Below are 12,176 nucleotides of genomic sequence, written 5' to 3' on the forward strand. Positions count from 1 at the left end.
CTCTCCCGAAAGATTATTCTCCGGCGAGCGATTTGTTGATTTCGTCAATATAGTCGAGCACCTCGTCGCGTCCCATCTTCTTTTCACTACTGGTAATGAAATAAGGTGGAAGTGCTTCCCAGCGGTCTTCCAGCGCATGCATCCATTTCTCCGCATTCATGCGAGCCTTGACCGGACCCAACTTGTCGGCCTTGGTAAAGACGATGCAGAAAGGAACGCCGCTCTCGCCCAGCCAGTCTACAAACTCGCGGTCTATCTTCTGCTGGTCGTGGCGCACGTCGATGAGCACAAAGACATTAGCCAACTGCTGGCGCTGCAGAATATAACTGCTTATCATTTGTTCCAGCTGCTTCTGTACGGTCTTCGAACGCTTGGCGAAACCATAGCCAGGAAGGTCAACCAGATACCATTCGTTGTTGATGATGAAGTGGTTGATAAGCAGCGTCTTACCCGGTGTGGCTGAAGTCTTAGCCAAACCTTTGTGGTTGCAGAGCATATTGATGAGGCTCGATTTTCCCACATTACTTCTGCCGATGAAAGCATATTCAGCCTTCGTATCTTTCGGACACATGCTCACTCGTGGAGCCGATATTGTAAATTCTGATTTCTTAATTTCCATTCTTTCTATTTTCTTTTATAAATGTTTATTATTAACGGCCGCACATCAACTAATCATAAAGTTCAATGTTCAACGCTCAAAGTTCAAAGTCTAGAGCATTTCAGCCAGTTCCAGCCATCTCATTTCCTTCTCATCAAGTTCATCCTTGATTTCAGGCAGGCGCTTGCTTTTCTCCGTCAGTTCCTCAACCGATAGATTTCCGCTGCAGAGTTCCTCTTCCAGCTTCTTCTGTTCCTCGGTCAGCGCGTCTATTTCCTGGGTCAGCTGCTCATATTCGCGCTTCTCCTTGTAGCTCATCTTGCGCTTGTTCTCAAAGTTGGCGTCGCGCTTGGCCGTGCCTGCTCCGTCACTTTCTGCCGTTGCATTTCCGCTCTTTGCCGGTTTCGCCTGTTCCGCCTCGTCCTTCGCCTGCATCCGGCTCCATTCCCTGTACTGCGTATAGTTGCCAGGGAAATCCTGTATTTCGCCTTCGCCCTTGAAAACAAGCAGATGGTCTACTACCTTGTCCATAAAATAGCGGTCGTGGCTCACCACGATGACGCAACCCGCAAAATCCTGAAGATATTCTTCCAACACCTGCAGCGTCTGGATGTCGAGGTCGTTAGTCGGCTCGTCCAGCACCAGGAAGTTCGGATTTCTCATCAGCACCGTACAGAGGTAGAGCTTGCGTTTCTCGCCGCCGCTCAGCTTGTAAACGTAGTTGTGCTGCTCCTCGGGCGTAAAGAGGAAGAACTGCAGAAACTGCGAAGCCGTCATGTGCTTGCCGCCCAGATCTATGTAATCGGCAATCTCCGTAATCACGTCAATCACCTTCTGGTCTTCACGGAATTTCAGTCCCTCCTGCGAGAAATAGCCGAAGCGAACCGTCTCGCCGATGTCAAACTTGCCGCTGTCGGGCTGAACCTCGCCCAGCAGCATCTTGATGAAGGTCGATTTTCCCGTTCCGTTATTACCCACAATACCCATCTTCTCGAAGCGGGCAAAGTTGTAGTAGAAGTTGTCGAGAATCACCTTCTTCTGTCCCCTGTCGTCGAAAGCCTTGCTCACATACTGGCATTCAAAAATCTTCGAACCTATATAAACGGTAGAAGCCTTCAGGCTTACCTGCCTGTCTTCTATGCGCTGCTTCGCCACCTTCTCCAGCTCGTAGAAAGCATCCTCGCGGTATTTTGCCTTGTGTCCGCGCGCCTGAGGCTGGCGGCGCATCCAGTCAAGTTCCCTGCGGTAGAGATTCTTCGAGTGCTGAATTTCGGCTCTCAGATTGTCCATTCTCTCCTGCCTCTTCTCCAGATAGTAGGCATAATTGCCGCGGTAGGTGTAGATGGTGCGGTCGTCTAGTTCCAGAATCGTATTGCACACCTTGTCCAGGAAGAATCGGTCGTGCGTTACCATGAAGATGGTCTTGTTGCCGCGGTTCAGATAACCTTCCAGCCACTCTATCATCTCCAGGTCCAGGTGGTTGGTCGGCTCGTCCAGCATCAGGAAGTCGGGTTCCGTAATCAGCACATTCGCCAGCGCCACTCGCTTCTGCTGTCCGCCGCTGAGCTGTCCCATCGGCTGTTCCAGGTTGGTAATGTGCAGCTGTGTGAGAATCTGTTTCGCCTTCAGCACCTTCTCCGGATCATCCTCATGATTGAAGCATGCCTGCAGCACACTTTCCTCCGGATCAAACTGCGGCGACTGCTCCAGATAGCCCACCTTCAAGTCGCGTCGGTAGATGATGTCTCCGCTCTCGTGTCCCTCTTTATCCATCAGCACCGACATGAGCGTAGACTTTCCCGTGCCGTTTCTCGCCACGAGTCCCACTTTCTGTCCTTCAGCGATAGAGAAGGAAATATTATCAAAAAGAACCTGTGCACCAAAGCGTTTGGTGAGGTTTTGAACGTCTAAATAGGGTATTTGACTAGCCATTTTTATTTTTTTTGTGCAAAGATAGGCAAAATATTTGGCAGAAACAAATTTTTTAATTATCTTTGCACACGAATTTATCAATCAATACCGTGTTTCCATTCAGAAACGCGACATTTCAGAAAGAAAATCATTAATATACAATATATAATATATGTATAGCAAAGAAGAATTACAAGCAAAGAGTGTCATTCAGTTGAAGGACATTGCCAAGGAACTTGGAGCCAAGGTAAAGAAGAGCGATAACAAGGGAACTATCGTCTACGCCATTCTCGACGCCCAGGCAGAACAGCCAGCTTCTGAAGCAGCCCCTAAGCGCAAGCGCACCCGCATTGCAACCAAGAAAGAAGACCGTGTTTATTCCGTACACGGTAATGAAGGAGAGAATTTCGACGTGCAGAAGAACCAGGTATTGGGTCCTAACGGCGGCGAGACTGCTCCTCAGGCTATGAACGAAACTGCCCCAGCCCCAGCGGTTGAGGAAGAAATCCAGTTCAGCCCGGCAGAGCAGAGTTTACAATCATCTGCCCAGAAGCAGACTCTAAACCAATCAGGCGAAGACATCGAGGCTCAGGTACTTGCCAACTTCCCGAAACACCGCGGCAGAAGAAGCAAGGCTGAACTCGAAGCCATTGCAGAAGCCAGAGCAGCTGCCATCAGAAAGCATCAGGCGGTAAAAGCCGAGATAGAAGCGCAGATGGCGAAAGATGCACAGGAGACGGCTAACCAGCAGGCTGCTACTGAGGCAGAACAGCCGGAAGAGGCAACAGCCGATAACCAGCAGACTGCTCCTGAGCAGGCAGCACCTGAGCAAGCTGCCGTTCCTGAAGAGCAGTTCTCTGCAGGAAACGCTGAGAGCGCTGACATCAGCGGCGATTTGCAGGCGATGCTCCAGGCTAAGATGAATGCACAGAACGCAGCAGCAGCTCCAGCTCCGGCAGCAGCTCCGGCTCCAGCTGAGGAGGCAAAGGAAGAAGCTACTGAAAAAACTGCAAACGATAAGAAACAGGAGTCAGCTCCTATCCACTATACTGAAGGTATGAAGGTAGAACTCGATGCAGACGGAACCTGGAAGGGTGATCCGGGCGATGGAACCGATTTCATCCCGGTAGTCGACATTCCTATCGAAGACCAGGCTGCCATTCCTACTGTCGACATCTTCGACCGTCCTACCACTCCACAGACTTCTCACCAGCACACACCTGCTGCTGCCCCTGCAGCCAAGAACAAGCAGGAAGCACCAGCTTACGATTTCAGCAATCTCGTGAAATCCAACGGTGTGCTCGAAGTGATTTCAGAGGGCTACGGATTCCTGCGCAGCAGCGATTACAATTACCTTTCTTCACCGGACGATGTTTATGTAGCATCCAGCTTCGTCAAGAAGTTCGGTCTGAAGACTGGCGATGTCATCGAGTGCAAGGTGCGTCCGCCTCACGAGGGCGAGAAATACTTCCCGCTCACCAGCATCATCAAGATCAATGGCCGTGACCCGTCAGAGGTTCGTGACCGTGTTCCTTTCGAGCACCTCACCCCACTCTTCCCTGATGAGAAGTTCAATCTCTGTGGCGACCGCCGCACCACCAATCTCAGCACCCGCATCGTAGACCTCTTCTCGCCAATCGGTAAGGGTCAGCGTGCGCTCATCGTGGCTCAGCCTAAGACCGGTAAGACCATCCTCATGAAGGATATTGCCAACGCCATCGCAGCCAACCATCCTGAGGCTTACCTCATGATGCTGCTCATCGACGAGCGTCCTGAGGAGGTTACCGACATGGCACGCACCGTGAATGCAGAGGTTATCGCCTCTACCTTCGACGAGCCAGCAGAGCGCCATGTCAAGATTGCCGGAATCGTGCTCGAGAAGGCTAAGAGAATGGTAGAATGCGGACACGATGTTGTCATCTTCCTCGATTCCATCACCCGTCTCGCCCGTGCCTACAACACCACAGCTCCTGCATCTGGTAAGGTGCTTACCGGTGGTGTAGATGCAAACGCCCTCCAGAAGCCTAAGCGTTTCTTCGGTGCTGCGCGTAACATCGAAGGCGGCGGTTCGCTCACCATCATCGCTACTGCCCTCATCGATACAGGTAGTAAGATGGATGAAGTCATCTTCGAGGAGTTCAAGGGAACCGGCAACATGGAGTTGCAGCTCGACCGCTCACTCAGCAACAAGCGCATCTTCCCTGCTGTCAACCTCATTTCTTCGTCTACCCGTCGCGACGATCTGCTGCAGGACAAGACAACGCTCGACCGCATGTGGATTCTGCGCAAGTATCTGTCAGATATGAACGCTATCGAGGCGATGAGCACCATCCACAAGAATATGCAGCATACTCGCAACAACGACGAGTTCCTGCTCTCTATGAATTCATAACCCCTCATCCGGGTTTAACCATATCTGAATATCCGGCAAAAGGCTCCGTTCATCGGCAGTCTTTACTAGATATAAAAGAAGAGAGATTTGAAAGAGAAGGGCAAGTTCCATTTTCGGGATTTGCCCTTCGTGCTTTTTTACTGTTTAAAATCATTAAAAAAATATTCCATTTCATTTTTTATTCGTATCTTTGCTAATCTTAAACACAGAGGGGCGCAAAGCCCCAATATAAATAATGTATAACTTAAAATCAAAAGAACCATGAGCAAATATTTTGCAGAATCTGAATTGATTATCAATGAAGACGGAAGCTGCTTCCACCTTCATCTACGCCCGGAACAAGTGGCTGATAAAGTAATCCTCGTTGGCGACCCAGGTCGCGTAGCCCTCGTAGCCTCCCATTTCGATGAGAAGGAATGCGAAGTTTCAAGTCGGGAATTCCACGCCATCACCGGCACATATAAAGGCAAGCGAATCACCGTGCAGAGCACCGGAATAGGATGCGATAATATCGATATCGTAGTCAACGAGCTCGATGCGCTGAAGAACATCGATTTCAAAACCCGCACCGAGAAACCCGAGCACACCACGCTCACCCTCGTGCGCATCGGAACCTGCGGCGGCCTGCAGCTCAACTGCCCTGCCGGAACCTTCGTAGCCTCGCAGAAGAGCATCGGTTTTGACGGACTCATCAACTTCTATGCCCGTCGCAACGAAATCTGCGACCTCGAAACAGAGGCAGAATTCAAGCGCCAGGTAAAATGGAACGACCAGATTGGCAACCCATACTGTGTAGACAACAATCAGGAACTGCTCAACCAGATAGCCGGCGATGATATGGTACGCGGAATCACCATAGCCTGTGGCGGTTTCTACGGACCTCAGGGCCGCGAACTCCGTGCCCCACTTGCCGACCCGGAACTTAATCAGAAGATTGAAGCATTCGAGTATAACGGTCTGCGCGTCAACAACTTCGAGATGGAGAGTTCTGCCCTCGCCGGTCTTTCCCTTCTCCTCGGTCATAAGGCATTAACCTGCTGCATGGTCATCGCCAACCGCCGTGCCCTCAGCGCCAACACCGGCTACAAGAGCACCATCGGCAATCTCATCAAGGTTGTATTAGATAGAATTTAAACAATAAAAAAATGAATCAAGAAGAATGTATCTGCGCCCTGGCAACCCCAGCCGGCGGTGCCATCGGAATCATCCGACTCAGTGGCTCTAACGCCATTACCATCACCGACAAAATCTTCCAGTCTGCCAACGGCAAATCCCTGGAAGAAGCCAAGCCCTACACTCTGCATTATGGCGAAATCAAGGATAAGGATGGCAACACCATCGATGATGTACTGGTGAGCGTGTTCCGTGCACCCCACAGTTATACAGGCGAGAACTCCACCGAGATTTCCTGTCATGGCAGCCGATACATTCTTCAGCAGGTTCTCCATCGCTTTACAGAGGTAGGATGTCGCCAGGCAGAACCGGGCGAATACACCCGTCGTGCCTATCTCAACGGAAAGATGGACCTCTCTCAGGCAGAAGCCGTAGCTGATCTCATCGCCTCTACCAACAAGGCAACCCACAAGATGGCGCTCAGCCAACTGAAGGGTCATTTCAGCAACGAACTCTCCCTGCTGCGCGAAAAATTATTAAAGATGACTTCGCTCCTTGAGTTGGAGCTCGACTTCAGCGACCACGAAGAACTGGAGTTTGCCGACCGCAGCGAACTCCAGGCACTAGCCGAAGAAATCAATCACAAGATTACCACCCTCGCCCACTCCTTCGAAACCGGCAATGCCCTAAAGCAGGGAGTAGCCGTAGCCATCGTAGGCAAGACGAATGTGGGCAAGAGCACCCTGCTCAACCGTCTGCTCCACGAGGAGAAGGCAATCGTGAGCGACATTCATGGAACCACCCGAGATGTAATCGAAGACACCACCCTCATCGACGGAATCACCTTCCGCTTTATTGACACAGCCGGAATCCGCAAGACGGATGATGTGGTAGAAAACATCGGAATAGAGCGCACTTTCCAGAAGATGGAAGAGGCGAAGATAGTAATCTGGCTATTAGATGAGCAGCCGTCAGCCTCAGAAATCGAGGAGATGAAGCTGAAGAACCAGGGCAAGAAGCTGCTGGTGGTATTTAATAAGATGGATAAACTTGAGAATGATAAACTTGCGTTCGATAAATTCACCCATTCCTGTGGCTCAGATTCCAGTGAATCAGAATCCACTGAAGCAGAATCCCCACTTTTCATCAGTGCCCGCACGGGCGAGAACGTTTCATCCCTGGAGCAGGCATTAGTAAGAGCCGCTGATATTCCTGAGATTACCGAGAACGACGTCATCATAACGAGTGCCCGCCATTACGAGGCCCTTCTCCGTGCCCATGATTCCCTCTCCCGAGTATTGGAGTCGATGGAAATGGGCATGAGCGGCGACATCATCGCCGAAGACCTGAAAATGGTATTGGAAGAATTGGGTGAAATCACTGGCGGACAGATCAGTAGCCAGGAAACGCTAAATAATATCTTCAAGCACTTTTGCATCGGAAAATAAGTCGTGATAAACAACGATTAATATCGATAACAAATGATAGTTAAGGTGCTCATTTTGAGCACCTTTCTTTTTAGCCTTACTATTGGTTATAATCAATGGTAAGGTTTTTTTAGCACCTTTTTGTACCGCTCTTGTACCTCCACTTTTCAAAAGTAATAATTTGAGATTCCATTTTTGGCAAATGAGTGCAAGATTGCCGAGAGTTTTGGACAATGATGGACGATGATATAAGACTATTGAAAATAAACGGAGTAATGACAGACGACTTTTTCTACAATAAATTAAGTAAAAATGTATAAAAAGCGTACAAATGACAGCAAGCAAAGAAAGAATTCTAAAAATTTGCGAGTATTGTGGTAAGAGCTTCTATGCATCAAAATCCACAACTCGTTATTGCTCCAAGCAATGCAACAGTTATGCCTATAAGGCAGCAAGGCGTGAGGAGAAAGTAAAGATGGCTGAGACAATGAGCCACCGAAAAGCTTCCGAGAAATCCATGTCTGAAATCCTCATGAAAGAATACCTCACTATTCAAGAGGTCGCTATACTTTTGGGACTAAGCAGACAGACCATATATAATATGGTGTATAGTGGTAAGTTGCGAGCATCCAAGATTACTTCTCGTTTATCTTTAATCAGAAAGCGAGATATAGATTATCTTGTTGATAGTTTGCCATACACCACAAAAAAAAGTGCTTCAAAAGAAGCTGTTCATGCAAACCGAGAGCTACCTGTTCCAGAATATTACTCTGCCAAGGAAATTGCAGAAGTCCACAACACTTACGAGACCGCCATCTATGAGATAGTCAAGAAAGTCAAGATTTCAAGAATATCCATACAAGGAAGAGTATATTGGAACAAGAAAGAGGTGGATGATTATTTTGCACACCTGTCTCCAGATCCAACCATCAGTGAATGGATGACTGTTATGGACATTCAACAGAAATATTGTATGACGAAAACGGCCGTATATAGTTTCGTTAGTCACAATGCTATTCCAAGAAAAATGGAAGGTAACAATGTTCTGTATTCCAAGCGTCATGTACAATTGGCAAAAGGTGAATCCGTAGAAGACCAACTTTATTATACAATACCGGAGGCCATGAAGTTGTATGGTTTAAGTCAGGACCAGATCTATAAGCGTATCAAGAAATTCGCTATTGAAAAGGTGAAGATTGGCAAGTATATCAAGATTTCCAAGCGAGATTTAGAGAAAGCTATCGGCAAGCCTAAGGTTATTTAGCGGTTTTCAAAAGGTTAAGTTGTACCCCATTACATAACTCTATTATTTTGCAATCGATTTCAAAGATCTCTTAATACGGGATCATATATGAAACATAAGTATCACATTATAAAAAGTAAACATCATGGTAAATACATGTACAAGAGTTTCTCTTCGCCAAAGAGCGATTAAAAACGACCGTATTTCTCTTTATTTGGATTTCTATCCACCAGTACGCAACCCTGAGACTATGCAAATGAGTCGCAGGGAATATTTAGGTATCTATATCTATGCTCATCCAAAGAATGAGATGGAACGTGAGTTTAATACAGATATGCTCAACAAAGCAGAGGCCATCCGTTGTATCAGAACCCAATCACTCATCAACGAAGAATTTGGTTTTTTGGACAAAACACGACAGAAAGCTGATTTTTTGGCATACTTTGAGAAGATGACACATAAGAAAGATGACAAGTGGACATGTGTCTACAAGCATTTCTTCAAATTTGTTCAAGGTCATTGTACATTTGGGGATGTGACAGTGGAACTTTGCAAAAAGTTCAGAGAGTATCTTCTGAATGCAAATCAGTTGAATCGAACAAAACAAAAGGTATCTCTCAACTCTGCAGCAGGTTACTACTCTACTTTCCGTGGTCTCTTAAAAATCGCCTATCGTGACAAGTGGCTTCGTGAGAACATCAATGACTATCTGGACAAGATTGAGCCACAAGATGTAAAGAAGGAGTTTCTTACCCTCGATGAAGTAAAGCAGTTGGCAGCTACACCTTGCGATATACCTGTACTGAAGTCTGCCTCCCTCTTTGCTTGCCTCACTGGATTGCGAATCAGCGACATCTTAAAATTGCGTTGGGAAGACTTCGAGATAGCTCCCGACCAAGGCTATTGCTTGCGTATTCGTACCCAGAAAACTCAGACCGAGGCAACCTTGCCTATCAGCAACGAGGCATACGAACTATGTGGTGAACCAAGCACGGGTATCGTGTTCAAGGGATTGAAGCGCAGCATGATTAACCATCCCCTTAAAGCATGGTTGAAGAAGGCAGGAATCACCAAGCCATTTTCATTCCATTGCTTGAGTCACAGTAAATTCTTTTATTTATTGAATATCAGCGAGTTGAGTATTTTAAAGAATGTGACTGCTAACGATTTAGAAACGAGCTATATTCTTTTTCTTTCACAACTTTGCAATATACAAAGAACGCTTTGATTTCGAGTGCAAAGTTAAATCTAATTTCTGAAAAACAACATTTTATGCTGTGATTTTACAAAATATTAAGATTAGTCTTTGCAAAGGTAAAAGAGTAGTTACCAACAGTAATTTTCATGTAATGTCATTTTAAGAGTATGGCAAAAAGAACATATTCATAAACGCATATATGTATCTTCCCATATTGGGAAATCAATTGCTTAGTTCCATTTTTGCAGATTATATTTCTATTTTGTCTAAATTACGACGGAATACAGCAGATATTCAAGGGATTTGGATGGATTATCAAAATAAAACGTTATTTTTGTAGCATAAAAACGATAAAAAGATGAAGTTAAATCGCATAAGAGCAGTCTTAGAGGACAAAGGGATAAGCCAAACATGGCTTGCAAAGAAGTTGGGAAGAAGTTTCAGTACGGTCAATGCTTACGTATGCAACCGCTCTCAACCTAACCTTACCACACTTCTTGAAATTGCACAATTACTGTCTGTGGATATGAAAGAACTTATTACGAATGAAAAAGAACGTAATGTTTAAAGTGATTATGGGAAGAAGAAAAGCTATCATTTTGACAAGCATCACCATACTGTTTCTATGCAGTATGGGATGTCAATCAGCTACTTTTGGAAAAGGTATATGTTGTTATGTCGGAGATGTGAAACTTTCTGACACAACAATATCTGTAAAACTTACATTTGATAATGACACCACTGGCACATTGGAAATCTCCAAAAGTAACAAAGCACTTGGCAAAAATAAAATCGAAGAATTTTACTTTGCTTCATTAGAGGCTGATACGCTAACTGTGACTGGCGAAATCTTCTATGATATAAAATACTTGTTTAAAAGAGGGCGAGAAAAATGTTATATCTATCCACTAAACGCTTCTACTGATGGAGTCCTTTTCTGTGACAAAAGCATAAGAAGGATAGAATTGAAAGGCAAGAAAGAAACGAATACCGACAGCCTATTTCTCAGCCGAATCATAGATGGTGATTTCTTTGCCCAAGAACATTCCGAAGAGCAGGACTACATATTGGTGATAAGGCATTGCTTGTCGCATACCGATGAGACGTATGACGAGACCCTTTCTGAAGGATTAAGCCGAATGTTGCGGAAATATCCCCAAAAGATAGAAGGGCTTCGGAAAGCATTGAAACGATTGTCTCCACGGCAGAAAGAAAAGGCGAACTACGAAATGATGGTCTTAATCGTTTCGGCATGGATGATGGAGCAAGATTCTGACTCCATTGACCCGAAGGACTTTTATCATACATATCCCTTTTTCAAGAAATGTTCTATGATAGATAAAATTCTCATGGAACAATGCAATAATTTATAAATCCGCAAGGACAAATAAGGAAAGCTATGGGAAGAAAAATAGTTGTGGCTATGATAAACATAGCTGTCGGACTTTTTACTGCATATATGTTTATAGTATCTGATAGAGAAACTAAAATCTCTACAACACAAAGCAATATCGCTTGTGAGATAATAAATTTGGATTTGCGAAGTGGCTCAAGACATCACCCATCGGCAGACATTATTTACCAAGGTAAAAAATACGATACTGTCATAAACAAGAGTGACAGTTTACAGCTTGGGTTTAACAACACCACGTTCTTCTACGATGAGAAACTTGATAGAGTCTTTTGTCGTGATTCGGGAATAAATAGAGGAAAATATGTTGCTCTTATATGTTTCCTGTTGTCTTTCCTGCTTTGGTTAGAGGCAAATAAAAATGCCAACAAAAAGAAAAATAGACATTAATATTCACTTTCTGTGAACTGCAAATTCGTAAATTCAATTTTTCACGACTATGGAAGAAAAAATAATGCTAAGAGATAAACTTGTAGATATTGCTTTGCAATGGCAAGCAAGTTTTGGAGTTGCACCGTCTATTACAAGTTCCATTTCTGAATATGATGCAGCAATGTTGGTTGGTATGTCAGAAAAAGAATACTCTGATTACATGAGAGATAAAACTGCTGTTGCCAAAGGGACGGATTTCGTTTATAGAAATATAAGGTATCAAGTAAAAGCCAATCGCCCAAGCGGTAAAAAAGGAAGTAAAGTAACGATGGTTCCCAAAGCCTCGAACTACGAATGGGACAGGTTAATTTGGATATTATATGACAAGGACTATGTAATGCAAGAAGCATGGGAATGGTATATGAAAGACTATAAAATGGCGTTTGAAAACAAAAAAAGATTATCTCCCGAAGACTACAGAAAAGGGCACTGCCTGTATCATAGATAACAG

11 protein-coding genes are annotated in these 12,176 nt (G+C 45.4%); 9 read left to right on the forward strand and 2 right to left on the reverse strand.

Going from position 1 to position 12,176, the window contains the following annotated elements; all coding sequences use genetic code 11:
* Positions 1 to 13: 13 nt before the first annotated feature.
* Together yihA and ONT19_RS04555 are read right to left on the reverse strand one after the other, a co-directional pair.
* The gene (gene yihA / locus ONT19_RS04550; RefSeq protein ID WP_022120663.1) at positions 14 to 619 is read right to left on the reverse strand and encodes a ribosome biogenesis GTP-binding protein YihA/YsxC; all 606 of its coding nucleotides are present in this window, start codon (positions 617 to 619) and stop codon (positions 14 to 16) included.
* Positions 620 to 709: 90 nt separating this feature from the next.
* Complete coding sequence (locus ONT19_RS04555; RefSeq protein WP_264952186.1) at positions 710 to 2,530, reverse strand: ABC-F family ATP-binding cassette domain-containing protein; 1,821 nt, start codon at positions 2,528 to 2,530, stop codon at positions 710 to 712.
* Positions 2,531 to 2,681: 151 nt separating this feature from the next.
* Here ONT19_RS04555 and rho point away from each other — a divergent pair, with 151 nt between their 5' ends.
* The 9 genes from rho to ONT19_RS04600 all read left to right on the forward strand — a co-directional run bounded on the left by rho (position 2,682) and on the right by ONT19_RS04600 (position 12,173).
* The gene (gene rho / locus ONT19_RS04560) at positions 2,682 to 4,901 is read left to right on the forward strand and encodes a transcription termination factor Rho (RefSeq protein WP_264952185.1); all 2,220 of its coding nucleotides are present in this window, start codon (positions 2,682 to 2,684) and stop codon (positions 4,899 to 4,901) included.
* Between the two features lie 261 nt (positions 4,902 to 5,162).
* Complete coding sequence (locus ONT19_RS04565; protein ID WP_264952184.1) at positions 5,163 to 6,035, forward strand: nucleoside phosphorylase; 873 nt, start codon at positions 5,163 to 5,165, stop codon at positions 6,033 to 6,035.
* An 11-nt stretch (positions 6,036 to 6,046) separates the two neighbouring features.
* The gene (gene mnmE, locus ONT19_RS04570) at positions 6,047 to 7,462 is read left to right on the forward strand and encodes a tRNA uridine-5-carboxymethylaminomethyl(34) synthesis GTPase MnmE (protein WP_264952183.1); all 1,416 of its coding nucleotides are present in this window, start codon (positions 6,047 to 6,049) and stop codon (positions 7,460 to 7,462) included.
* A gap of 310 nt (positions 7,463 to 7,772) precedes the next feature.
* Positions 7,773 to 8,705, forward strand: coding sequence for a helix-turn-helix domain-containing protein (locus tag ONT19_RS04575; protein ID WP_264952182.1), 933 nt, complete (start codon positions 7,773 to 7,775; stop codon positions 8,703 to 8,705).
* A 124-nt stretch (positions 8,706 to 8,829) separates the two neighbouring features.
* Entirely contained in the window at positions 8,830 to 9,912 is a 1,083-nt protein-coding gene (locus ONT19_RS04580; RefSeq protein WP_118119345.1) for a site-specific integrase, read from the forward strand.
* Positions 9,913 to 10,240: 328 nt separating this feature from the next.
* Positions 10,241 to 10,450 (forward strand): helix-turn-helix domain-containing protein, encoded by a 210-nt coding sequence (locus ONT19_RS04585; protein ID WP_117662222.1) that lies wholly within the window; start codon positions 10,241 to 10,243, stop codon positions 10,448 to 10,450.
* Positions 10,428 to 11,255, forward strand: coding sequence for a hypothetical protein (locus tag ONT19_RS04590; protein ID WP_134844615.1), 828 nt, complete (start codon positions 10,428 to 10,430; stop codon positions 11,253 to 11,255). The genes ONT19_RS04585 and ONT19_RS04590 overlap by 23 nt, the downstream gene beginning before the upstream one ends.
* 26 nt (positions 11,256 to 11,281) lie before the next feature.
* Positions 11,282 to 11,683 carry a hypothetical protein gene (locus ONT19_RS04595; protein WP_254971841.1) on the forward strand — a complete coding sequence of 134 codons (402 nt, stop codon included), beginning with the start codon at positions 11,282 to 11,284 and terminating at the stop codon, positions 11,681 to 11,683.
* A 49-nt stretch (positions 11,684 to 11,732) separates the two neighbouring features.
* Positions 11,733 to 12,173, forward strand: coding sequence for a hypothetical protein (locus tag ONT19_RS04600; RefSeq protein ID WP_187360506.1), 441 nt, complete (start codon positions 11,733 to 11,735; stop codon positions 12,171 to 12,173).
* Positions 12,174 to 12,176: the final 3 nt, after the last annotated feature.

The organism is Segatella copri (genome assembly GCF_026015625.1).
Taxonomy (GTDB): Bacteria; Bacteroidota; Bacteroidia; order Bacteroidales; family Bacteroidaceae; genus Prevotella; species Prevotella copri_H.